Below are 21,320 nucleotides of genomic sequence, written 5' to 3' on the forward strand. Positions count from 1 at the left end.
CACAACAATCAACATTCTGCACGCCAGCGCGGCCAAGACCGCTGCGGCTTGCCATCTAAGGACTATCATCATGCCAAGCATGAACTCTGTCACCCTGCGCCCCAAACTCGTGGTCGGCGAGGGTGATCACCGCAAGCTCATCGCGCTTGCATTGGCCGGTATCGGCCACACTTCCGATGCAGCGGACGACCTGCTTTATGAACTCGATCGCGCCCGCGTCGTCAGCGACGCCAAGCTGAGCGGCGCCGTCGTGCGCATGGGCTCGAGCGTCACCTATCGTCCCGATAACGGCGAAGATCGCACGGTCACGCTGGTCTATCCCGTCGATGCCGATATTTCGGCCGGCCGGATTTCCGTGCTTACCCCCGTGGGAACCGCCCTGATCGGGCTGACCAAGGGCCAATCGATCACCTGGAACGCCCGCAACGGCCAGCGCCATGTGCTGACCGTGCTGGAGGTGGAGGGCTAAGCTTGAGCCTATGCGGGTTTGGGCGCCGCATCAGCGCGGGCGAAGAAAATCGACACCTTCATGCCCAGTCCGGGAGCCGAGGTGACATCGATCTTGGCGTGGGCATTTTGCTCCAGGGAATGCACGATCAGCGCGCTGAGCTTGCCCGGCTTGGGCCAGTGGACCCCTTCGGCCAAGCCCACGCCGTCGTCCGATATGGTCACCAAGCAGCCGGTCTCATCGACCAGGCTGTGTAGCTTGATGGTGCCGCCGTCGCTGCCCACGAAGGCGTATTTCAGCGCATTGGTCAGCAGTTCGTTCACCACCAGCCCGGTCGGCATGGCGACATTGACCGAGACCGGCCAGGTATCCACCTGCAGGTTGAGCCTGATGCCTTCGACCGCGTGGGCCGCCATCACGGCAGAGGCCACCTGGCTGAGGTAAACCCCCAGGTCGACACTATCGCCCAGGTTTTCCTCGGTCAGCGATTGGTACAGCAGACCGAGCGAGCTGACCCGCCCGGCGAGGCGCCCGAAGGCCTCGCCGGTGGCGCCTTCGGGCATGTTGCGCGCTTCCAGGCGGATCAGCGCGGTGATCATCTGCAAATTGTTTTTGACCCGGTGCTGCAGCTCGCGCAGCAGCGTGTCCTTCTCGCCCAGCTGGCGCTTGATGTCGGTAGTGTCGGGCGAGGACGCCAGCGTTTGGGCCAGTGCCACCAGGCGGAACATGGGCGTGCCGTCATCGTTCTCGATGATATTGGACCAGGCATCGGCGCTATGGGACCCCGCGTCCAGCGCGATGGTGAAGGTGCCGAGATAATCGTCCTGCTCGGTGACCGCGCGATTGAGGGGGTGCCCATCGACCGTGCTGATCGCGGTGACCGGCAGGGCATCCCAGCCCTTGCCCTGCAATTGGGATGCGGTGCGGCCGATCAGCCGTTCGAACTCCACATTGGCGTAGGTCAGCCGCTCCGTGGGACGCAATTCGGCGACCGCGATGCCGAACGGCACGTGGTCGAGAAATTGCTTGAAGCGATCACTCTCGAGCGCATCCGATAGGTTCGCGGTGTCCAGCAACTCGTCGACGGAGTTGCCGTTGCTGTCTTGAGTTGCCAATGCGTGTCCTGTTCCGGGTTACGAGGGACGATCCCTAGCACACTATGGCGCCGTTCTGGGGCAACACAATCATGGCCGCTGCAAGCCCGTCGTCCCGACATAGAGCGAATAGACGAATTGGCTCGAGGTAATGAACAGCCGGTTGCGCCGCGCCCCGCCAAAGGTGAGGTTTGAGGTCGATTGCCCGGTCTTGATGCGGCCCAGCAAGGCGCCCGCCGGGTTATAGACGTTCACGCAAGGGCCGGCGCTGGTCCAGATATTGCCTTCTGTATCGAGCCGGAAGCCGTCGGGCAGGCCGGTGTCGACATCGACATAGGTGCGCCCATTGGTGAGCGTCCTGCCGCCGGCGACATCGAATTGCCGAATATGGGCCGGCCAGTCGGGATCGTGGCTGCGGCCGGTGTCGGCGATGTAGAGGATGCTTTCGTCGGCCGAGAAAGCCAGCCCGTTGGGCTTGGCGAAGTCGTCGACGACGACGCTCAGCGAACCATCGGCTGGATCGAAGCGGAAGACGTTGCAGCGTTCCTGTTCCTGGTCAGATTTATAGCCTTCGTAGTCGCTGAGGATTCCATACGGCGGATCGGTAAACCAGATGGTGCCATCGGATTTGACCACCACGTCATTGGGGGAGTTGAGGCGCTTGCCCTGGTAGCTGTCGACCAGGGTGGTCACCGTGCCATCGGGCTCGGTGCGCAGCACCGCACGAGCACCGTGCGAGCACGAAATCAAGCGGCCCTGCAGATCGCGCGTGTGCCCATTGGTGTAATTGGCCGGGCTGCGGAAGGTAGACACCCCCAGGTCGGGGGTCCAGCGCAGGATGCGGTTATTGGGAATGTCGGACCACAGCAGATAGCCACCATCGTTGAACCAGACCGGCCCCTCGGCCCAGCGGCAGCCGTCATAAAGCGTCTCCATGGGCGCATTGCCTTGCACCAGCGCATAGAATTTCTTGTCGATATATTCGAGGTTTTCGCCCGCCAGCAATGCCATGTTCGTAGTCTCCCTTTGGGCGGCATTTGAGGCAAGAGACCGGGGTGGCGCAAGGTGGGTGGGCGCGGAATTTTGTGGCCACCCACGGTCCTTCCCGCGGGCTTGACCCGCGGGCCTCTTGCCACCCCACCGAATTCAGTGCGACCGGACAGCGCCCCGCGGGTCAAGCCCGCGGGAAGACCGGTGGGTGTGAGCGCGGTGATGAAGCCATCTCCCTATCGCCTCCCCAATCCACCCGCTCCATCGTCCCCTCCCCTTGAGGGGAGGGCCAGGGTGGGGGGAACTATCCGCAAGAGTGGAACTAGCCGAAAAGAGTGGAGCCAGCCGAAACCAACTCCACTCCGCGCCACATAACTGGCCTCGATCTGGTCCCCCACCGCCCTTCCCGCGGGCTTGACCCGCGGGCCTCTTGCCACCCCACCGAATTCAGTGCGACCGGACAGCGCCCCGCGGGTCAAGCCCGCGGGAAGACCGAGTGCGGTGTGCATCCCTTGCCCCCGAATTTCTTCCCGTTATCCCTCTTATCCCCACCCCCAATTCCCGGCGTATCCTCACCCCCGATATCCCCACAATGGCTGCGGGTTCGCGACGAACGGCTGTGGGGCTTTGAGCCGTCCCGAAGGGCAAATCGATCCGGTGGATTGATTTGAGGCGAGAAGGCCCTGAGAGCTATGCTCGAATGGCAGCGTGGGAGGGGACGCGGTCGCGCGATCCCTGGGCCAGCGCGACGTTCGTCATCCGAGTCAAAGGATGACCACGTTCGGGCGGCCAGAAACCCCATCGCATGCGGCGAGGCGCTGTCTCGCTTATCTACCAAACCCATGAGGCACGTCTCGCCGCATGCCGCAGTCTGCCAACCGCAGGGCTTTGGCTTGAGCGGCACGCAGCCATGTCCACTGCTGCATTGACGACTAACATGTTAGTTGCTAGGGCAGGGCAACTTTGGGAGCCCAGCATGGCCGCACTCGACAAAATCCTCACCGTCGCCGAAATGAAAACGGCCGCTCATCGGCGCGTGCCCAAGATGTTTTTCGAATATGCCGATAGCGGCAGTTATACGGAAAGCACCTACCGGGAAAACGAGAGCGACTTCGCCAAGATCAAGTTGAAGCAGAAGGTGGCGGTGAACCTCGAAGGGCGCAACCTGAAGACCACGATGCTGGGCAAGTCCATCACCATGCCGGTAGCCATCGCGCCGGCCGCTACGGGCGGCATGCAGGTGGCCGATGGCGAGATCAAGGCCGCCAAGGCGGCCGAGAAATACGGCATTCCCTTCGCGCTCTCCACGATGGCCGTCTGCTCGATCGAGGACATTGCGGAAAACACCACGGCGCCGTTCTGGTTCCAGCTCTATGTGATGCGCGACCGCGGCTTCATCGAGCGCATGATCGACCGCGCCAAGGCGGCCAAGTGTTCGGCGCTGGTGCTGACCATGGACCTGCAAATCCTGGGTCAACGCCACAAGGATATCCACAATGGGCTCTCGACCCCGCCCAAGTTCAATGCCTATTCGATCTGGCAGATGATGCAGCATCCCCTGTGGTGCATGCGCATGCTGGGCACCAATCGGCACACCTTCCGCAATATCGTGGGCCATGTGAGCGGTGATCACGACCTGGCGTCGCTGTCGGCTTGGACGGCCAGCCAGTTCGATCTTACGCTCAACTGGGGCGATATCGCCTGGGTCAAGAAGCGCTTTGGCGGGCCGGTCATCGTCAAGGGCGTGCTCGATCCGGACGATGCGCTGGCTGCGGTGAACAATGGCGCCGACGCGGTGATCGTCTCCAATCACGGGGGTCGCCAACTCGACGGCGCCCCCTCGACCATCCGCGTGCTGCCCGAGATCATCGACGCCATCGGCAACAAGACCGAAGTGTTTCTCGATAGCGGCATCCGCTCGGGCCAGGACGTGCTCAAGGCAATGGCTTACGGCGCCAAGGGGACTTTTATCGGTCGTCCCATGCTCTATGGCCTGGGCGCCGGTGGCGAGGCTGGCGTTACCCGCGTGCTCGACATCATCCGCAAGGAACTCGACACCACCATGGCGCTGTGCGGCGAGCGCGACATCCTCAATGTCGGGCTGCACAATATTTATTCCAATGATATTCCGAAGCGAAATAGCCCACTGGGGGCGCAGGCCTAGGTTCTTCACCTCTCCCTTTGGGGAGAGGTCGACCCTCTTGGGTCGGGTGAGGGGGCCTTCCACGCACCGAACCCAGCAAAGGCCCCCTCACCCGGCTCGCAAGAGCGACCAGACCTCTCCCGCGAAGGGAGAGGTGAAGCAAGTCTTATCCCCGATAGGGAACATCGCCTTCGGTCATCTGGCGGTACACGGCTTGGGAAACGGTTTTCATCTGCGCTTCGGGCAAGGTGCCCACTACCGTGCAGGTAATGCGCGCATTGGCCCAGTAGAACGCCTCGGCGCCGCCGGCATTGGCGAACTGGTAGGCCGGCGCACGGTCGGGCAGGGCGGCGGTTACATAGACGGTCACCCGATCCTTGGCGGCATTCTCGTACATGAGTTGCGCGGCGCGGCCGCCGGCATCGGGCTCGCCGGGCAGCAGCCGGCCGCCCACCAAAGTGAACCCTTCGGCTGTCAAATCCGGCGTATCCAGCGGCGTGGCGAGCCGATTGGAAAGCCAGGTTACCAGATGGTCCTGATCGGTGGCTGGCACTTCGACGGCGTGGCGGTTTTCGGCAACGAAGACCGTGTGGGCGTTGACCGCGTCGGCGATCAGGGTGGCGCTGGCCGCGGGTGCGCCATTCAGCAATGGCCGGGCAAACCAGCCGGCGCCCAGACCCAGGCCCACCAGCACGACCGCCGCGGCGGCCCAGCGCCAGGAGCGCATGCGGCGCGAACCGCTCGCCGCCGCAATGCGATGCGCCCGCAGGCGCGCCGGAACCGGCTCGGAGCCAACGGGGGCGAACAGCGCGCGCAGGGCGTTGGACTGGCGCTGCCACAGCAGCACTTCGGCGGCGGCTTCAGGATTGGCCGCCAGATGGGCCTCGACCGCCGGCCGATCGGCCGCCTCGAGTTGGCCATCCACATAGGCCATCAGCATGTCGCGGGTCACGACGCTCATTTGACGGTCCTCAAATGCGGCTCGGCACTGTTGCCCGTGGCCACGCGCAGGGCCGCGCGGGCGCGGCCCAGCCGGGACATCAGCGTGCCCTGGGGAATACCGAGAATGGTCGCGGCCTCGGAATATGAGAGGCCTTCGAGGGCGATCAAGAGCAATGCTTCCTTCTGGTCGAGCGGTAGGGTTTCGATGGCGCGGGCCATTTCAGCCAGCGCAATATGGCCCGGCTGCGTCGCCGGGGTGGAGGGTTCGGGGATGGTGTCGATATCCACCATCTGGCCCCGTCTCTGGGAGGAACGCAGGCTGTTGCGATAAAGGTTCAGCAAAATGGTGAACAGCCAGGCGCGGACCGGCCCCGTGGGGCGAAACAGTCCGCGCCTCGAAATCGCACGCTCCAGGCAATCCTGCACGAGGTCGTCGGCCAGATCGATATTGCGTGTCAGCGCCCGCGCATAACGCCGTAGCGCCGGCACGCAGGTTTCGACCTGGTCGAGAAAATCACTCAAGCTCTATGCCCGGTTTACGCAGTTCATTCGACCGCAGTATGCCAGACGCCACCGACGCCGTCGCCGGTGGTATCGCCAGCCTTGGTGTCCTTGAACCACAGATAGAGCGGCATGCCCTTATGGGCCCACATCTTGGAGCCGTCCTTGCGGTCGACCAGGGTGAAATCGCCATCGGCCTTGGCATCGGCAGCGGCCATCGCGGGCGGCCATTTGGTGGCGCAATCATCGTAGCAATTGGTGACGCCGGCAGTGTCCTTGTCGAAAGTATAAAGGGTCATGCCTTTGGCGTCGGTCAGCACTGCCTTGCCACCAATTTCAGAGGTCTTGACGGCGCCGGCGGCATAATCTTCGGCGAAGGCTGGGGCGGAAAACAGCGCCAGCGCAGCGGCGCCGGCCAGGAGCATACGGATATTCATGGATTTTTCCTCCGTGTTCAGGGGCCGTCATGGCGCCCTGCATAGGGATCAACACCGGTGCGAAACAATTAATCCCCGGCCGCCGGAATAAACTTAAACTTCTGTGCTCAAGCGGCGAGCAGATACTCACCTCGCTGGTGACAGGGCGGGCAAAAATGCTATGGGCTGGCGCTGTGCCGAGGCGGCGCGGCATCTGTCGGGAGAGCGGAATAATGTTTGTCGTTGGTGGAGAAAGCCTGATCGATCTGAAGGCCGAAGTCGAGCTGGCGGATGGCACGCTGATTAACCGGGATGGCGCTGGCCAGATCGTGATGACGGCGCATCCGGGCGGTTCGCCCTATAATTGCGCCATCGCGCTGGCCAAGCTGGGCAATGACACCGGCTTCCTCTGCCCGATCTCGGCCGACGCGTTCGGCGATTATCTGCTGGGGCCGCTCGATGCCGCTGGCGTCACCACGCTGCTGCCCGAGCGGGTGCCCGAATATACTACTCTGGCGGTGGTGAATTTCGATGACAACCACAATGCGCGCTATGGCTTTTATCGCCAGGCCGATGGGGTGATCGACGCCGCCAAGGCAATCGCGGCGCTGCCGGATGATCTCAATCTCTATCAAATCGGCGGCTTCTGCCCGATGAAGGCGAATGAGGCGGCGGTTTGGTTGCAGATCGTGCAGGCGGCGATCGCCAAAGGCGCGACCATTTCGATCGACCCCAATGTGCGCCCCAGCCTGGTCGATGATTTCGAAGGCTACAAGCAGCGCCTGTCGGCATTCCTCGACCTGGCCCATGTGGTCAAGGTGTCCGAGGAGGACCTGGCCGAACTCGATGCAGGCAAGAGCATCGAGCAGCACGCGGCAGACCTGCTGGCCCGACCCAATTGCCAGCTTGTGGTGGTGACGCTGGGCGAGAAGGGTTCGCGGGCCTTCACCGCGGCAGGCAAGGCGCAAGCCGATATTTATGCACCGCCCGTGTTTGGCGACACCGTGGGTGCCGGCGACAGCCTGATGGCCGGCGTGCTGTCCTGGCTCAACGAGCGGCATCTGCTCAAGCCCGGCAAGCTCGATAGCCTGGGAAGCGGCGCGCTCGCCGACATGCTGCGGTTCGGCGCCGTCGTCGCCGGCCTCAATTGCGGCGAGAAGGGCTGCAAGCCACCGACCCGGGCGCAAGTCGATGCGGTGCTCAACGCCTGATCGACGTGACCGTTAGTCGGCGAGCATGTCCGGTGTGATATCGCGGGCAGCGTGGAGGATGCGGACTATATCTAGGATTTCGGACGAGACACGGTAGAACAGGACATATTGATCGATCGGAAATGCGCGCAGGGCGGCGTCAAACTCCAGACGTTGTCTGCCAGCGTCAGGATAGTCCGCCAGCATGCTGATGGTCCGATGAAAATGGTCTATTTGCTGGTCGGCAGCATCGAGATTTTCGGTGGCGATATAGAGCCATATGGCGTCCTGGTCCGCACGTGCCTTGGCGCTACGCCTTATTCTAAGCGGCATTGCTGCGCCGCCGCTCGGCTAGAATGCGGCGGCCCTCGCGTTTGACATCTTCGCTGTCGGTATAGTCCTCGAACGGGCCTTCCAGCCCTTCCTGGATTGCCTTTTTCAGCTCCGCCAGCTTCCATTCCCGTAGCGCCTCGCGTTCTTCCATCAGCCGCATGCCATCGCGAAGCACCTCGCTAACGCTGGCATAGCGGCCGGATTTGACCAGGTCGCGAGCGAAGGTCTCGTAATGTTCGCCGAGAGAATAGCTTGAGGGCATTGCGGGTCTCCGGTCCAGATTATCATTTTATGATAGTATCGGAGGGTCTGGGCTTCAAGCCCCGGCGCGGATGGCGAGGGCTTCCTCCAGCGTCATCGTGGTGTGATGCTCCCAGTTCTTGTCGTCGGTTTCGGGAAAATCGGTACGGAAGTGACCGCCGCGGCTTTCGGTGCGCTTGAGGGCTGCGGCGACGACGAGCGTGGCCGAGGTGGTCATGTTGAGGTAAGCGCTGGTGACGTGCTCGGCGCTGGATTCGAGCGCCGCGATCTGGCGCAGCGCCTGCTTGAGCCCGGTGGCGTCGCGCTCGACGCCCACGAGATCTGTCATGATGTGGCGCAGGTTCTGCACCGCGGGCAGGTCGCGCAATACCTGTTCGGCCTTTTCGCCCTCGGCCTCGTTCCACTCGATGCCCTTGAACGGCGCCAGGTTCCGAACCGGCTCCAACCCGCCGATGTCCTCGGCGATGCGGGCGCCATAGACGGTGGCTTCGAGCAGTGAATTGGACGCCAGGCGATTGGCGCCGTGCAGGCCCGTGCAGCTGGCTTCGCCGCAGACCCAGAGGCCCGGCAGGGACGATCGACCGCGCTCGTCGACCTTGACGCCGCCCATGTGGAAATGGGCGGCCGGTGTCACCGGGATCATGCCGGCAACCGGGTCGATGCCGGCATCGAGGCAGTATTTTGCCACCGTGGGGAAGCGGGTGAGGATGGCCTCGCCCAGGACTTCGCGGGTATCGAGAAACACCCTGTGCCCCGCCTGGATCTGGCGGAAATTGGCACGGGCGACGACGTCGCGGGGGGCCAATTCGGCATCGGGATGGATGGCGGGCATGAAGCGCTCGCCGAGCTCGTTGACGAGGATCGCGCCTTCGCCGCGCAGCGCCTCGGTGGCGAGGGGGGCCGGATCGGCACCGGTGGCGATGGCCGTGGGGTGGAATTGCACGAATTCGGCGTCGGCAATCAGCGCCCCGGCGCGGGCCGCCATGCCCATGGCGTGGCCGCGCACGCCGGGTGGATTGGTGGTGACGGCAAAGAGCCCGCCCAGCCCGCCAGCGGCGAGCACTGTGGCGCGAGCCCGGATGAAGACCGGCTCGGAATAGCGGTCGCCCAGCTTGCGGCAGAAGACGCCGACGATGCGGCCGTTGTCACGAGCGAGGCTCAGCGCGGTAATGCCTTCGACGACGCGGATCGAGGGGGTGCGGCGCACCTGCGCGATGATGGCCTGCATGATGGCCCAGCCGGCGCGGTCGCCCTCGACCTTGACGATGCGGTTGGCCGAATGGGCGGCCTCGCGGCCGAGTTCATAATGGCCGAAATCGTCGCGGTCGAAGGGCGTGCCCCAGCGGGCCAGGTCTTCGATGCGGGCGGCGGCCTCCGCCGTCACCGACTCGGCGATGCCGTGATCGACAATGCCGGCGCCGGCCATTTCGGTGTCGATTGCATGGGCGTGACTGCTGTCGCCTTCGCCCACCGCCGCCGCGACGCCGCCCTGCGCCCAGGCCGATGACGCCCCGAAGCCGAGGGGCTTGGGTGAGAGGACAGTGACCGGACGCGGCGCCAGCTTGAGCGCGCAGAACAGGCCGGCCAGACCGGCGCCGACGATCAGGGCGCCATCGGCATTGAGGGTGTTGTCGAAGGTGGTCATGGCGCGCTCGGTCCTGCTTGCAAGATAGGTGGTTGTGCGTAAGGTCTTTTCCGTCTGGAAGGCGGAGAGCGTTTGTGGCCAGTGGCGATGACGACGGCTTTGGTGAAGAGCCCCAACGTGGCTTTGAGGCCGATCATACGCTGGATGTCTATACGGGTCTCTATCGATTGGTGCTGCTCAGCTACGGCAATCGCTGCGCGTTGACGGGCGCGCGTTTTGGGCCGCCCGTGCTGGCCTTGCATGGCGATCTCGATGTCGAGGCGATCCAGCCGCGCGACCAGGGCGGGCCGCTCTCCGTCACCAATTATCTGCCGATGATAGCCTCGCTGGCGCGCCCGTTCCGGGATGGCCTCATTGCCATCGAAGATGATTATCGAATCGTCGTGCCGCATCCGGACCTGCTCGGCCGCACCATGCTGGCGGCGCTGCGCACAAGTTTGATCGTGCCCGACGATGTGCTGTTCCGGCCCGGTCCGGAATTTCTGGCACATCACCGTCGGTACGCTCTGAGCCGTTAGTCGCCCTTCCGGCTCATTTCGATCATGCGTTCCACGGCCAGCCGCGCGGCGGGGATGATGGCGGGATCGACGGTGACTTCCTCGGTCATGGTGTGCAGCGACCACAGGATGTTTTCGAGGTTGATGCGCTTCATGTGCGGGCAGATGTTGCAGCCGCGCAGGAAGTCGACGCCGGTGGTTTCGGATGCCACATTGTCGGACATCGAGCATTCGGTGACCATGACCACGCGGGCCGGCCTTTCGGTCTTGACCCAGTCGATCATGGCGGCGGTCGAACCGGCGAAATCCACCGCGTCGATGACCTCTGGCGGGCATTCGGGATGGGCGATGATCTTGGCCGTCGGATAGGCGTGGCGCAGTTCGGCAATGTCCTCGGCGGTGAAGGTTTCATGCACCTCGCAGGCGCCGGCCCAGGTGATGATCTTCTTGTGGGTCTTCTTGGCGGTGTTCTGCGCCAGGAACTGGTCGGGGATCATGATGACGGTGTTGCCCTCGATCCGGTTGACGATATCGGCGGCGTTGGACGAGGTGCAGCACACATCGGTGACGGCTTTGACGGCGGCAGAGGTGTTGACATAGGTCACCACCGGCACGCCCGGATACATGGCCTTCATCGCCAACACATCCTCGACGGTGATCGAGGAAGCCAGCGAACAGCCGGCGCGGCTATCGGGGATCAGCACGGTCTTTTGCGGGTTCAGCAGCTTTGAGGTTTCGGCCATGAAGTGCACGCCGCACTGCACGATCACCGATTGCTTGACCTTGGTGGCCTCGATAGCCAGCTGCAGGCTATCGCCGACGATATCGGCGACGCCGTGATAGATTTGCGGGGTCTGGTAATTGTGCGCCAGGATGACCGCGTCTTTTTCCTTTTTGAGCTGGTTGATCGCGAAGATCAGCGGCGCATAAAAGCTCCACTCGATCTGCGGGATCTTGTCCTTGACCCGCTCATAGACACTCTCGGTGGCGCGCTCGATCGCCTTGGAGAAGTGCAGATCGTAGCTTTCCGCCAGATTGGCGCGGGCATCGTCCAGCGGCGTGAGGGCGTTGATCGTCTGAACCATCGTTGGACCTCTGGCGAGCCAAGTGCGCGGGCGGAACCTAGGTATTTTCGCGCCGCATTTCAATGAAGAGGGTTGCGAGAATTTTTCCGAGCCCCTAACCGTTCGTGCATAGCAACCCACTAGCGGGAGTCCAAAATGCCCCAAGATGTCGAAGCGATCCGTTCCATCCTGTCGCTGGCCCCGGTCATTCCGGTGATCATCCTGGACGATGTCAGCCAGGCGCGCCCGTTGGCCGAAGCGCTGGTGGCGGGCGGGTTGCCGATCTTGGAAGTGACGTTGCGCACGCCAAACGCGCTCAAGGTCATGGAAGAAATGGCCAAGGTCACGGGCGCCATCGTTGGTTCGGGCACCGTGCGCAACGCCACTCATATGCAGCAATCGGTGGATGCCGGCTGCCGGTTCATGGTGTCGCCGGGCATTTCGCCCCGCATTCTGGATGCAGCCGACGATATTGGCATTCCGCTGCTGCCGGGCATCGGCACCCCCAGCGAGGCGATGACCGCCAGCGAGCGCGGCTATTCGTTCCTCAAGTTTTTCCCGGCCGAAGCGCTCGGCGGCGCGCCGGTGCTGAAGGCCTTTGCCTCGCCGCTGTCCGATATCAAGTTCTGCCCCACGGGCGGGCTCGATCCGGTCAAGGCCAAGACCTATCTGGCGCTGCCCAATGTGATCTGCGTCGGCGGCTCCTGGATGATGCCGGCCGATGCGCTGGCCTCGGGCGATTGGGCGCGCATCGAGGCACTGGCGCGCGAGGCCTCGGCACTGCGCGGCTAAGGCCATGGCCGGCGTTCCCGATAGCGGCTTGACGCATCTACGGATCACCCTGACCGAAACCGCCTATCTGGGGCCTGGCCGTGCCGACCTGCTGGAGCAGATCGGCCAGACCGGATCGATTTCGGCGGCGGGCAAAGCCATGGGCATGAGCTACAAGCGGGCCTGGGGGCTGGTGCAGGCGCTCAATGAGGGCTTTGGCATGGTGCTGGTGGAAACCAGCCGCGGCGGCAGCGGGCAGGGCGGCGCGCAATTGAGCGAGGCAGGCCAACTGGTGCTGACCCACTATCGCTCCATGCAGGAGCGGACGCGCGCGGCGATTGCCGAAGATGTGAGTGCGCTGCGGCAGCTGCTCGATATGTCCGGCAAGAAATAACGCTTGCGGGCCGCTCCGGCGTTTGCCAGAACCGATAGGGTTCATCAAACATATCGGAACGAGACAATGAACAAGATTCTAATCGGCGCGCTGCTGCTGGGCGTATCGTTCGTGCCGCAGGCCTATGCTGAGACGGCGAGCGTTGCAGTGGCGGCCAATTTTACAGCGGTGGCCGAAAAGCTGGCCGAGGCGTTCAAGACGGCGACCGGCGATGACGTCACACTGAGCTTTGGCGCTACGGGGGCGCTCTATACCCAGATCACCCAGGGCGCGCCGTTCGATATCCTGCTGTCGGCTGACGATACGCGTCCCGCCAAGGCGGTGGCCGATGGGCTCGGTGTCGATGGTTCGGTGTTCACCTATGCGATCGGTTCGCTGGCGCTCTACAGCACCTCGATCGACGTGACCGATGGCGAAGCCGTGCTCAAGGCGGATGCGTTTTCCAAGATCGCGATCGCCGATCCCAAGACCGCGCCCTATGGCCAGGCGGCGATCGAATCGCTGACCAAGCTGGGCCTGCTCGATGCGGTTACGCCCAAATTCGTGACTGGCGAGAACATCACCCAGACGCTGCAGTTCGTCGATAGCGGCAATGCCGAGCTCGGTCTTGTTGCTGCGAGCCAAGTGCTCGGCAAGGATCACGTCTGGATCGTCCCTGCCGAACTGCACGAGCCGATCAAGCAGGACGCCGTATTGCTCAAGACCGGCGCCGAGAACAAGGCCGCAACCGGCTTCCTCGATTTCCTCAAGAGCGATGCGGCCGTGGCCGTGATAGAAGCCTCGGGTTACACCACGAAGTAATCGGAACAACTGGATGAGCGTAGCAGAACTCTGGCCACCGATCAGCCTGACGCTGATGCTGGCCGGGATCAATACGCTCATTCTGCTGCTGGTCGGCACGCCGATCGCCTGGTGGCTGGCGCGCAGCCAGTGGGCCGGCCGCGAACTGGTGGGCGCCGTGGTGGCGCTGCCGCTGGTGTTGCCGCCGACAGTGCTGGGGTTTTATCTGCTGCTGGCGCTCGGTCCCTATGGGCCGGGCGGCTGGATTGCGGGGTTCTGGGGCGGGCGGACGCTGGCCTTCTCGTTTGCGGGCCTCGTCATCGGCTCGGTGTTTTATTCCATGCCCTTCATGGTGCAGCCGCTGCGCAACGCCTTCGTCGCCATCGGCGATGAGCCGCTGGAGGCAGCGTCGTGCCTCGGCGCCAGCAACTGGCAGCGTTTTGTTCGCGTGGCGCTACCACTGGCGCGGCCGGGCTATATCACCGGCGCGGTGATGACCTTTGCCCATACGGTGGGCGAATTCGGCGTGGTGCTGATGATCGGCGGCAATATTCCGGGCCAGACCAAGGTGCTGTCGATCTCGATCTACGACTATGTCGAACGGCTGCAATGGGGCACGGCGCATGTGCTGGCGCTGGGCATGGTGGTGTTTGCCTTCGTTGTCATCGCGGTGACGATGACTATGGATCGCCGCTCGACACTGCCGCTGCCTTAGCCCGCAACCTTGTCCAGCATCGCCTTGGTGATGGTTTGCGTGGTCGAGAAATAGCCCTTCCATGGGTCTGGTTTCTTGGCCCGTTCGGCGGCGGCGGCGAGGCTGAACTGGTTGGCGGCTTTGATGTCCTTCAACTCGTCCCAGCTCACCGGCACGGCGGCGGGGGCGCCCTGGCGTGAGCGGCTAGACCAGGGGGCGATGGCGGTGGAGCCGCGCTCATTGCGCAGGTAGTCGACAAACATGCGCCCCTTGCGCTTGGCCTTGCTCATATTGGCGACGAAACGATCTGGCTCGCGTTCCTCCAGCCGCTTGGCGATGCCCTTGCAGAAGGCCTTGATATCGGGCCATTCCAGCTTGGGCACCAGTGGGGCGATGACATGCACACCCTTGCCGCCGCTAACCAGCGAATAGGTTTGCAGGTCGAACTCCTCGAGCAGCTTGGCAATGTCGCGGGCAGCGTCGCGGACGTGTTCGAAGCCAAGGCCCTCGTCGGGGTCGATGTCGAAGATGATGCGCTCGGGCTTTTCGATATTCTTGGTGCGCGATCCCCACAGGTGCCATTCCAGCACGTTCATCTGGGTTCCCCCGAGCAGGCCCGCGAGGGTGTCGATATAGAAATAGTCTTCCTTGTGGCCGTCCTTTTCCTCGATCAGGATGGACTTCATCACGTCGGGGAAGCCGCCGGTATCGTGCTTCTGGAAGAAGCAATATTTTGTGCGCCCCTGCGGACACCGCAGCAGGCTGAGCGGGCGGTTTTCGATATAGGGCAGCATGACATCGGCGACCGCGGCGTAGTAGGCCGCAAGGTCGCCCTTGGTGACGCCCTGGCCCGGATAGATGATGCGGTCGGGGCTGGTGAAGTGGATGCCGGCGGCTTCGGCGGCGATTATACCGGCCTGGCTGTGCAGCGGCGAACTTGCGGTATCGGTGGGGGCAGGGGTCTCCAAAGCAACCTCGCCGGCCGGTTTGTCCTCGCGCAAGGCGAGGAAAGAGGGGTGGCGCAATACCCCGTCCGGCGTGAACTCGGCAAAGCCGATTTCGGCAACCAATTCAGGAGCCACCCAATGGGCCGTCCGCGCGATCAGCTTGGGCACCTCGGCAAAGGGGCTGGTCTTGCGGGCACGGGCATCGAGCTTGGCTTGCAAGGCCTCGGCGCTATCGACGGTAAAGCCGGTGCCGACACGACCGCGATAGACCAGCTTGCCGTCTTCCAGGGTGCCGATCAGCAGCGAGGCGAAGGTCTTCTTTTTCTCCGATGGCGACCAGCCGGCAATGATGAATTCCTGTCGTTTGGCGGCCTTGATCTTGAGCCAGCTCTTGGTGCGCTCCCCGCGATAGGGCGCATTGGCCAGCTTGGCGATAATGCCTTCGTGGCCCTCGGCGGCGACAGCGTCGAACACCTTTTGGCCGTTGCCGGTGACGTGGGCGGAATATTGCACGAGGGAGGATTTATCGATCGGGCCCAGCAGCTTCTCCAGCCGCGCCTTGCGTTCGACCAGAGGTAGTTTGGTGAGATCCTCACCATCCTGCTCCAGCAGGTCGAAGGCAAAATAGGTCAGCGAACCACCATCGGAAAGGTGATCCTTGAGGGTGGCAAAATCGGTGCGCCCCTTGGCGTCGAAGGCGCATAGTTCACCATCGATCAGCGCACTGCCCTTGGTCAGCTTGCGCAGGGGTGGGGCGATGGCCTTGAACTGCTCGGACCAGTCCTTGCCGGTGCGCGTATAGAGGGTCACCTGGTCGCCGGCCACGGCCGCAAGACAGCGATAGCCGTCATATTTCATTTCAAACACCCACTCGCTGCCCTGCGGCACGGCGGTGACGAGGGTCGCCAACTGGGGGTCGCGGAAAACCGGCATCGCCACAGCTTTGCCGGTTTTTTTGGGCGTGGCCTTGGCGACGACGGGATTGTCGACCGCCTTGTCCTTGTCGGAATGCCAGACGGCCTCCGCAGGCGTTTCGGTCGACTTTTTCGGCTTCAATCCGTTGGCGATACCAGGCATGTCGCGGCCGGTGGACACCGAGGTGGTGAACTTGGGCACCAGGGTCTCCGCGTCCTTGGCATAGTCGTCGTGATGCTTGATCAGCAGCCAGTTTTCGCGCGGCGGGCCGGATTTGCGCTTGCTGTCGCGCCCCTTCATATGGACCAAAACCCATTCGCCCTTCATGCGATGACCGTGGAGGCGCATCTTGAGGTCGCCGTCGGCCAGACCATCATGCGGGTCGCCCTGTACGGGCTCCCAGGTGCCCTCGTCCCACAGCATGACGGTGCCGCCGCCATATTCGCCCTCGGGGATGGTGCCCTCGAACGTGCCGTAATCGAGCGGATGGTCCTCGACCCGCACGGCGAGGCGCTTGTCGGCGGGATTATCGGATGGCCCCTTGGTCACCGCCCAGCTTTTCAGCACGCCATCGAGTTCGATGCGGAAATCGTAATGCAGACGCGTGGCGTCGTGCTTCTGCACGACGAAGGTCAACTGGCCCTGCCGGTCGACACTGGAGTCGCCCGACGGCTCCTGCGTCTTGGCGAAGTCGCGCTTGGCCTTGTATTCCTTGAGGAGGGTCTGCGCTTTAGTGGCCATTCAAACCCCCACCCTTGATCCCTGCCCACAAGGGGGAGGGAGACGATGGAGCTTGGTTCAGCGCCAAGGCTGAATACGGAGCAGACTTCACTCCCCCTTGTGGGGAGGGAGTGAGGGTGGGGGTACTTGGGGCCATCATCAGCTTGCCTTCTTGCGCGGGGCGGCCTTTTTCGCCGACGCGGGTTCGGACTTCTTGGAAGCCCCACCCTCCAGGCTCGATTTCAGCGCCGCCATCAGGTCTACTACGTTGGAGCCGGTGGGTTTGTGTTCGGGCGGCTCGTCCTTGGTGGAGATCTTGCGGCCCTTGGCCTTGAGCTTGCGGGCGATCAGCTCGCGCAGCGCAGCCTGGTAGTGATCCTTGAATACCCCCGCGTCGAACTTGGCGGTCTTCTTGTCGATCAGCGCGGTGGCAACTTCGAGCAGGTCGGGATCGGCCTTCTTGGCGGAAATCTCGGAGAAGAACGGATCGGATTTGCGGATTTCGGCTTCGTAATGGAGGGTCTCCAGCAATAGCCCGGTGCCGGTGGGCTTGATGGCAACGAGGTATTCCTTGCCGCGCAGCGCCAATTGCCCGAGCCCCACCTTCTGGCTTTGCCGCAGTGCATCGCGGATGACCCGGAAGGCGTCCTCGGCCAGCTCGTCGGAGGGGACGACGAAATAGGGTTTGTCGTAATAGATCGGATCGATCTCGGCGGCGCCGACGAACTGGGTCAGTTCCAGTGTCTTGCGGGTCTCCAGCTTCACCGCGTCGATCTCATCGTCGGTCAGCAGCACATAGTCGCCCTTTTCGTATTCGAACCCCTTCATGATCTCGTCCTTGTCGACGGGACCGACGCCGGCAACCACTTTTTCGTAGTTGATGGGCTTGCCGGTGGGCTCGTGAATTTGCCGGAAGGCGGGCTTGGCATTGGGTTTGGTCGCCGAATACAGCTCGACCCCGATGGAGACGAGCGAGAGGCGGAGCTGACCTTTCCAGATCGGGCGTGACGCTGGCATTGCGGGCTCGCAGAGTTGATTTGGACCAGGGCCTCAACGGTTGCGCCGCGCGCTTGGTTGCGCGGTGGGATTCGATTGCGCGGACCCTGTGCCAACCGTAAAGTCGCGGCGCGAGGCGCGGTTGGGAGAATCGATATGGAATTTATGGACGGAATTCGGCTCGACGGGCTGAGCATCACGCTGATCGGGTTGGGCATTCTGGCGCTCTTGGTGTTGTTCGCCGGCGCCAAGACCATTCCGCAGGGCTACAATTATACCGTCGAGCGGTTCGGCAAATACACCCGTACGCTCAAGCCGGGCCTCAACATCATCGTGCCGTTCATCGATAACATCGGCAAGAAGATCAACGTCATGGAGCAGGTGCTCGAGGTGCCCCACCAGGAGGTCATCACCCGCGACAACGCCTCGATCACCGCCAACGGCGTGACATTCTATCAAATCCTCGATGCAGCGGCGGCGGCCTACGAGGTCTCGGGGCTGGAAAACGCCATCCTCAACCTGACCATGACCAATATCCGCACCGTGATGGGCTCGATGGACATGGACGAGCTACTGTCCAACCGCGACGAGATCAACCATCGCCTGCTCAAGGTGGTGGATGCGGCGGTCTCGCCCTGGGGCGTCAAGATCACCCGTATCGAAATCAAGGACATCGATCCGCCCAAGGACGTGGTGGAGTCGATGGGGCGGCAGATGAAGGCGGAACGCGAAAAACGCGCCGCGATCCTGGAGGCCGAAGGCCGCCGGCAGTCGGCAATCCTGCAAGCCGAAGGCGCCAAGCAGGCGCAGGTGCTGGAGGCTGAAGGGCGCAGGGAAGCCGCGTTCCGCGATGCCGAGGCGCGCGAGCGCGCCGCTGAAGCCGAAGCCAAGGCGACCACCATGGTGTCCGAGGCGATAGCCAGCGGCAGCGTGCAGGCAATCAACTATTTCGTCGCCAATAATTACATCAAGGCGCTGGAGGCGATCGCCACGTCGCCCAACCAGAAAATCCTGATGCTGCCGCTGGAAGCCTCCAGCGTCATCGGAGCGATCGGCGGCATTGCCGAAATCGCCCGCGAAACCTTTGGCGGCTCATCGCCGAGCACGCCACGCAGCGGGCGGCCGCCATCGGTCACCCCGGGCAGCCAGGGCTGATCGGAGGCCGCGATGCAGGTCATCGATTTTATCGCTGCCTATGGTCCATGGTCATGGATCGTCGCCGGGATCGTGCTGCTGGCGCTCGAAGTGGTGGGCTCGGGCGGGTTCCTGCTGTGGATGGGCGTGGCGGGGATCGTCACCGGGCTGATCGTCCTGGTTCACCCCATCGACTGGCCGCTGCAATGGCTGGTGTTCGGGGTGCTGTCGCTAGTGGCGATCGCACTGTGGCTGCGCTGGCAGCGCGGCAAGGTGGTGCAAAGCGACCGGCCCTATCTCAATCGCCGTGCCGACCGCTTCACCGGGCAGGAAGCAATGCTTGAGGAGCCGATCGTCGACGGCTTCGGGCGGCTGGTGCTGGACGATACGGTCTGGCGTGTGGCGGGCCCCAACCTGCCGGCTGGAGTGAAAGTGCGCATCACCGGCAATAATGGGGCCGTGCTGCATGTGGTGGCGGCTTAGAGGAACCAGTTCCTCGGCTCTATCATCCCCTCCCCCTTGAGGGGAGGGTGGGGGTGTCGGCGGTTCCGCAATACGGTAGCGCCGAGCTTGCTCGACCCTGGACACCCCCACCCTCGATCCAGCCATTCGAGCACAGCTCTCATGGCCTTGATCGCTCAAATCGCTCCACCGGAGCGATTTGGCCCTTCGGGCCGCTCGCAAGCCCCTCAAGGGGGAGGGAGGCGGTCCGGTGTGTTTGGGAAGAGGCGATACTGTCAAAACCCCATATTGGCCGGCAGTGGCGGCGCGTCGTATTTCAGCACGATGATGACGCGCTCGTTGGACGGCAGATAGGGATCATTGGTAAAGAACGGATCGCTGTCGGACCGGCCCGAGACATCGGCGATGCGCTGGTCGGGCACGCCGAATTCACCCAGAATCTGGCGCACCATATTGGCGCGGTCAAAAGACAATTCCCAAGGCCCGTAATTGGGATTGGGAAAGCTGCCGCCGGCCGCTGTATGGCCCGAAATGGCGATCTGGTTGGGCATTTTGGCCAGAGCCGGCGCCATGGCGGCGAGTGCCTTGCGCGTCATTTCGTTGGGATATTTCGAACCCGGGGAGAACATGGCGCGACCGGTCTGGTCGGCGATGATGATGTTGATGCCGTCCTGGGTCTCCTCGACAATCAGATTGTCGGCTAGCGCCGTGATGTCGGGCTGGTCCTGCCAGGCCTGCTTCAGGCTTGCGGCAGCGAGGGAAAAATTGGCGGCGCGCTGGACGTCGTTGGGCTCCTTGATCGCCGTATCGGTCTGCTCGCCCCGGGCATTGAGGTTGTTCGCCTGCACGGTGGAGAACTCGGTGGTGGCGTCGGTGCGTTCCTGCGTCACCGATTTCATGAAATTGCGGTCGGGCTGGCCGTTGCGTTCGATCACCCCGGCCAGCAGGCTGTCGGGTGTGATCCCGAAGGCATGCTGCAGCGAGCCGGTGGCTTGGGTCAGCTTTTCCTGCTCCTGGGTGGAGAAGCTCAGCAGCATGACGAAGAACGCCATCAGCAGGGCCATCAGGTCGGCGAAGGAAACGATCCAGGTGCCACCATGCGCGCCGCCGGCGGGGTGTCTTTTCTTGAGAGCGGCCATGGATCAAGCCGCCTGAAGCATGGGGCGGCTGTGCAGCGGCAGGTAGCTCGCCAGCTCGTCCCGGATTGCCAGCGGGTTCTTGCCATCGCGGATCATCACCAGCGCCTCGATGATGAGGCTGCGATTGGTGCCCTCCTCAGTGGCGCGATTGGCCAGTTTGTCGGCAATCGGCAGCATGATGACGTTGGCGACGACGGCGCCATAAAGCGTGGTCAGCAAGGCGATGGCCATGCCGGGGCCGATCTTTTTGGGATCGTCCATGTGCCCGAACATCGAGACCAGGCCAATCAGCGTGCCCACCATGCCCATGCCGGGCGCGGCTTCGCCAAGGGCGCGGAAAATCCGGCTGCCGTCTTCGAGGCGCTCGTAGTCGAGGTCGCGCTCGCGCTCCAGCGAATAGCGCATCGCCTCGCCCGTATAGCCATCGGCGATCATGCGCACGCCGCGCTGGAAGAATGGGTCGTCCAGCTTGACCGTTTCGAGCGCGATCGGACCCTTCTTGCGCATGCGGTCGGCGATGTCGGCGATCTGGTCGATCAGGGTGGTGGGCGTGACGTGCTTGAAGTAGATGGCGCTCTTGAACGTGGCCATGGCGGCGATGAAACCGCCCAGCGTATAGCGTCCCATGACGGCCATGGTGGCGCCGCCGACCACGACCACGACGGCCAGCAGGCTGAAGAAGCTCATAGGGTTGGATCCCTCGAGCAGGATGGCGATGAACAGCAGGCAAATGCCACCGAACAAGCCGATCAGGGTTGCGATATCCATTTTATGTATAGGCCCCGTAGACGCCCCGTTCTGGGACGCTTGAATATGGCCACACTATTGGCGCGCAACAAATAAT

The 21,320-nt window shown here is 63.2% G+C and carries 23 protein-coding genes; 10 read left to right on the forward strand and 13 right to left on the reverse strand.

The window, feature by feature from the left end; genetic code table 11:
- Positions 1 to 70: 70 nt before the first annotated feature.
- Positions 71 to 469, forward strand: a complete 399-nt coding sequence (gene rnk / locus ABIB57_RS19305; RefSeq protein WP_354042861.1) for a nucleoside diphosphate kinase regulator — start codon at positions 71 to 73, stop codon at positions 467 to 469.
- An 8-nt stretch (positions 470 to 477) separates the two neighbouring features.
- Here rnk and ABIB57_RS19310 read toward each other — a convergent pair whose 3' ends face one another.
- Entirely contained in the window at positions 478 to 1,563 is a 1,086-nt protein-coding gene (locus tag ABIB57_RS19310) for a sensor histidine kinase (protein WP_354042863.1), read from the reverse strand.
- A gap of 69 nt (positions 1,564 to 1,632) precedes the next feature.
- A complete protein-coding gene (locus ABIB57_RS19315; protein WP_354042864.1) occupies positions 1,633 to 2,553 on the reverse strand; it encodes an SMP-30/gluconolactonase/LRE family protein in 921 nt (306 codons plus the stop codon).
- A gap of 955 nt (positions 2,554 to 3,508) precedes the next feature.
- On the opposite strand from ABIB57_RS19315, the gene ABIB57_RS19320 reads away from it, so the two are divergent.
- A complete protein-coding gene (locus ABIB57_RS19320) occupies positions 3,509 to 4,696 on the forward strand; it encodes an alpha-hydroxy acid oxidase (RefSeq protein WP_354042866.1) in 1,188 nt (395 codons plus the stop codon).
- Positions 4,697 to 4,841: 145 nt separating this feature from the next.
- Here ABIB57_RS19320 and ABIB57_RS19325 read toward each other — a convergent pair whose 3' ends face one another.
- Genes ABIB57_RS19325 through ABIB57_RS19335 form a run of 3 tightly spaced genes read right to left on the reverse strand, consistent with a single transcriptional unit; the run spans position 4,842 to position 6,555 of the window.
- Entirely contained in the window at positions 4,842 to 5,636 is a 795-nt protein-coding gene (locus ABIB57_RS19325; protein ID WP_354042867.1) for an anti-sigma factor family protein, read from the reverse strand.
- Complete coding sequence (locus tag ABIB57_RS19330) at positions 5,633 to 6,139, reverse strand: sigma-70 family RNA polymerase sigma factor (protein WP_354042868.1); 507 nt, start codon at positions 6,137 to 6,139, stop codon at positions 5,633 to 5,635. The genes ABIB57_RS19325 and ABIB57_RS19330 overlap by 4 nt, the downstream gene beginning before the upstream one ends.
- Before the next feature lie 23 nt (positions 6,140 to 6,162).
- A complete protein-coding gene (locus ABIB57_RS19335) occupies positions 6,163 to 6,555 on the reverse strand; it encodes a COG4315 family predicted lipoprotein (protein WP_354042869.1) in 393 nt (130 codons plus the stop codon).
- A gap of 212 nt (positions 6,556 to 6,767) precedes the next feature.
- On the opposite strand from ABIB57_RS19335, the gene ABIB57_RS19340 reads away from it, so the two are divergent.
- Positions 6,768 to 7,745, forward strand: coding sequence for a PfkB family carbohydrate kinase (locus ABIB57_RS19340; RefSeq protein WP_354042870.1), 978 nt, complete (start codon positions 6,768 to 6,770; stop codon positions 7,743 to 7,745).
- 12 nt (positions 7,746 to 7,757) lie between these two features.
- On the opposite strand, the gene ABIB57_RS19345 is transcribed toward ABIB57_RS19340, so the two are convergent.
- Genes ABIB57_RS19345 through ABIB57_RS19355 form a run of 3 tightly spaced genes read right to left on the reverse strand, consistent with a single transcriptional unit; the run spans position 7,758 to position 9,963 of the window.
- Positions 7,758 to 8,057: a type II toxin-antitoxin system RelE/ParE family toxin gene (locus ABIB57_RS19345; RefSeq protein WP_354042872.1), complete on the reverse strand. Its 300-nt coding sequence runs from the start codon at positions 8,055 to 8,057 to the stop codon at positions 7,758 to 7,760.
- Entirely contained in the window at positions 8,047 to 8,319 is a 273-nt protein-coding gene (locus ABIB57_RS19350; protein ID WP_354042873.1) for a type II toxin-antitoxin system ParD family antitoxin, read from the reverse strand. The genes ABIB57_RS19345 and ABIB57_RS19350 overlap by 11 nt, the downstream gene beginning before the upstream one ends.
- A 54-nt stretch (positions 8,320 to 8,373) precedes the next feature.
- The gene (locus ABIB57_RS19355) at positions 8,374 to 9,963 is read right to left on the reverse strand and encodes an L-aspartate oxidase (protein WP_354042875.1); all 1,590 of its coding nucleotides are present in this window, start codon (positions 9,961 to 9,963) and stop codon (positions 8,374 to 8,376) included.
- A 74-nt stretch (positions 9,964 to 10,037) separates the two neighbouring features.
- Here ABIB57_RS19355 and ABIB57_RS19360 point away from each other — a divergent pair, with 74 nt between their 5' ends.
- Complete coding sequence (locus ABIB57_RS19360) at positions 10,038 to 10,481, forward strand: hypothetical protein (RefSeq protein WP_354042876.1); 444 nt, start codon at positions 10,038 to 10,040, stop codon at positions 10,479 to 10,481.
- Here the strand turns inward: ABIB57_RS19360 and nadA are convergent.
- Positions 10,478 to 11,545 (reverse strand): quinolinate synthase NadA, encoded by a 1,068-nt coding sequence (gene nadA, locus ABIB57_RS19365; protein WP_354042878.1) that lies wholly within the window; start codon positions 11,543 to 11,545, stop codon positions 10,478 to 10,480. The two genes, ABIB57_RS19360 and nadA, sit on opposite strands and share 4 nt — an antisense overlap.
- A gap of 135 nt (positions 11,546 to 11,680) precedes the next feature.
- Between nadA and eda the strand changes: the two genes are divergently transcribed.
- The 4 genes from eda (at position 11,681) to modB (ending at position 14,184) form a co-directional block, all read left to right on the forward strand.
- Positions 11,681 to 12,316, forward strand: a complete 636-nt coding sequence (gene eda / locus ABIB57_RS19370; RefSeq protein WP_354042879.1) for a bifunctional 4-hydroxy-2-oxoglutarate aldolase/2-dehydro-3-deoxy-phosphogluconate aldolase — start codon at positions 11,681 to 11,683, stop codon at positions 12,314 to 12,316.
- A gap of 4 nt (positions 12,317 to 12,320) precedes the next feature.
- Complete coding sequence (locus ABIB57_RS19375; RefSeq protein ID WP_354042880.1) at positions 12,321 to 12,689, forward strand: winged helix-turn-helix domain-containing protein; 369 nt, start codon at positions 12,321 to 12,323, stop codon at positions 12,687 to 12,689.
- A gap of 66 nt (positions 12,690 to 12,755) precedes the next feature.
- Positions 12,756 to 13,490, forward strand: coding sequence for a molybdate ABC transporter substrate-binding protein (gene modA, locus ABIB57_RS19380; protein WP_354042882.1), 735 nt, complete (start codon positions 12,756 to 12,758; stop codon positions 13,488 to 13,490).
- 13 nt (positions 13,491 to 13,503) lie between these two features.
- On the forward strand, positions 13,504 to 14,184 hold the full coding sequence (gene modB, locus ABIB57_RS19385; protein ID WP_354042883.1) for a molybdate ABC transporter permease subunit: 681 nt from the start codon (positions 13,504 to 13,506) through the stop codon (positions 14,182 to 14,184).
- Here the strand turns inward: modB and ligD are convergent.
- Both ligD and ku read right to left on the reverse strand, forming a co-directional pair.
- Positions 14,181 to 16,766: a DNA ligase D gene (gene ligD / locus ABIB57_RS19390; RefSeq protein ID WP_354042884.1), complete on the reverse strand. Its 2,586-nt coding sequence runs from the start codon at positions 16,764 to 16,766 to the stop codon at positions 14,181 to 14,183. The genes modB and ligD overlap by 4 nt on opposite strands.
- Positions 16,767 to 16,904: 138 nt before the next feature.
- A complete protein-coding gene (ku, locus tag ABIB57_RS19395) occupies positions 16,905 to 17,762 on the reverse strand; it encodes a non-homologous end joining protein Ku (protein WP_354042885.1) in 858 nt (285 codons plus the stop codon).
- A 144-nt stretch (positions 17,763 to 17,906) separates the two neighbouring features.
- On the opposite strand from ku, the gene ABIB57_RS19400 reads away from it, so the two are divergent.
- Both ABIB57_RS19400 and ABIB57_RS19405 read left to right on the forward strand, forming a co-directional pair.
- A complete protein-coding gene (locus tag ABIB57_RS19400; protein ID WP_299722203.1) occupies positions 17,907 to 18,896 on the forward strand; it encodes an SPFH domain-containing protein in 990 nt (329 codons plus the stop codon).
- Between the two features lie 12 nt (positions 18,897 to 18,908).
- Positions 18,909 to 19,358: an NfeD family protein gene (locus ABIB57_RS19405; protein WP_354042886.1), complete on the forward strand. Its 450-nt coding sequence runs from the start codon at positions 18,909 to 18,911 to the stop codon at positions 19,356 to 19,358.
- A 254-nt stretch (positions 19,359 to 19,612) separates the two neighbouring features.
- Here the strand turns inward: ABIB57_RS19405 and ABIB57_RS19410 are convergent, their stop codons facing one another.
- Entirely contained in the window at positions 19,613 to 20,476 is an 864-nt protein-coding gene (locus ABIB57_RS19410) for an OmpA/MotB family protein (RefSeq protein ID WP_354042887.1), read from the reverse strand.
- Positions 20,477 to 20,479: 3 nt separating this feature from the next.
- The gene (locus ABIB57_RS19415) at positions 20,480 to 21,244 is read right to left on the reverse strand and encodes a MotA/TolQ/ExbB proton channel family protein (protein ID WP_354042888.1); all 765 of its coding nucleotides are present in this window, start codon (positions 21,242 to 21,244) and stop codon (positions 20,480 to 20,482) included.
- Positions 21,245 to 21,320 lie beyond the last annotated feature (76 nt).

Source organism: Devosia sp. UYZn731, assembly GCF_040546795.1.
Classification (GTDB): domain Bacteria; phylum Pseudomonadota; class Alphaproteobacteria; order Rhizobiales; family Devosiaceae; genus Devosia.

Coding starts and splice junctions, on each gene's coding strand:
- ABIB57_RS19340 (WP_354042870.1), top strand. CDS start 6,768: ATGTTTGTCGTTGGTGGAGAAAGCCTGATCGATCTGAAGGCCGAAGTC.
- nadA (WP_354042878.1), bottom strand. CDS start 11,545: ATGGTTCAGACGATCAACGCCCTCACGCCGCTGGACGATGCCCGCGCC.
- ABIB57_RS19335 (WP_354042869.1), bottom strand. CDS start 6,555: ATGAATATCCGTATGCTCCTGGCCGGCGCCGCTGCGCTGGCGCTGTTT.
- ABIB57_RS19350 (WP_354042873.1), bottom strand. CDS start 8,319: ATGCCCTCAAGCTATTCTCTCGGCGAACATTACGAGACCTTCGCTCGC.
- ABIB57_RS19405 (WP_354042886.1), top strand. CDS start 18,909: ATGCAGGTCATCGATTTTATCGCTGCCTATGGTCCATGGTCATGGATC.
- ABIB57_RS19355 (WP_354042875.1), bottom strand. CDS start 9,963: ATGACCACCTTCGACAACACCCTCAATGCCGATGGCGCCCTGATCGTC.
- ABIB57_RS19325 (WP_354042867.1), bottom strand. CDS start 5,636: ATGAGCGTCGTGACCCGCGACATGCTGATGGCCTATGTGGATGGCCAA.
- ABIB57_RS19375 (WP_354042880.1), top strand. CDS start 12,321: ATGGCCGGCGTTCCCGATAGCGGCTTGACGCATCTACGGATCACCCTG.
- ABIB57_RS19315 (WP_354042864.1), bottom strand. CDS start 2,553: ATGGCATTGCTGGCGGGCGAAAACCTCGAATATATCGACAAGAAATTC.
- ABIB57_RS19400 (WP_299722203.1), top strand. CDS start 17,907: ATGGACGGAATTCGGCTCGACGGGCTGAGCATCACGCTGATCGGGTTG.
- ABIB57_RS19320 (WP_354042866.1), top strand. CDS start 3,509: ATGGCCGCACTCGACAAAATCCTCACCGTCGCCGAAATGAAAACGGCC.
- modA (WP_354042882.1), top strand. CDS start 12,756: ATGAACAAGATTCTAATCGGCGCGCTGCTGCTGGGCGTATCGTTCGTG.
- modB (WP_354042883.1), top strand. CDS start 13,504: ATGAGCGTAGCAGAACTCTGGCCACCGATCAGCCTGACGCTGATGCTG.
- eda (WP_354042879.1), top strand. CDS start 11,681: ATGCCCCAAGATGTCGAAGCGATCCGTTCCATCCTGTCGCTGGCCCCG.
- ABIB57_RS19410 (WP_354042887.1), bottom strand. CDS start 20,476: ATGGCCGCTCTCAAGAAAAGACACCCCGCCGGCGGCGCGCATGGTGGC.
- ABIB57_RS19345 (WP_354042872.1), bottom strand. CDS start 8,057: ATGCCGCTTAGAATAAGGCGTAGCGCCAAGGCACGTGCGGACCAGGAC.
- ligD (WP_354042884.1), bottom strand. CDS start 16,766: ATGGCCACTAAAGCGCAGACCCTCCTCAAGGAATACAAGGCCAAGCGC.
- rnk (WP_354042861.1), top strand. CDS start 71: ATGCCAAGCATGAACTCTGTCACCCTGCGCCCCAAACTCGTGGTCGGC.
- ku (WP_354042885.1), bottom strand. CDS start 17,762: ATGCCAGCGTCACGCCCGATCTGGAAAGGTCAGCTCCGCCTCTCGCTC.
- ABIB57_RS19415 (WP_354042888.1), bottom strand. CDS start 21,244: ATGGATATCGCAACCCTGATCGGCTTGTTCGGTGGCATTTGCCTGCTG.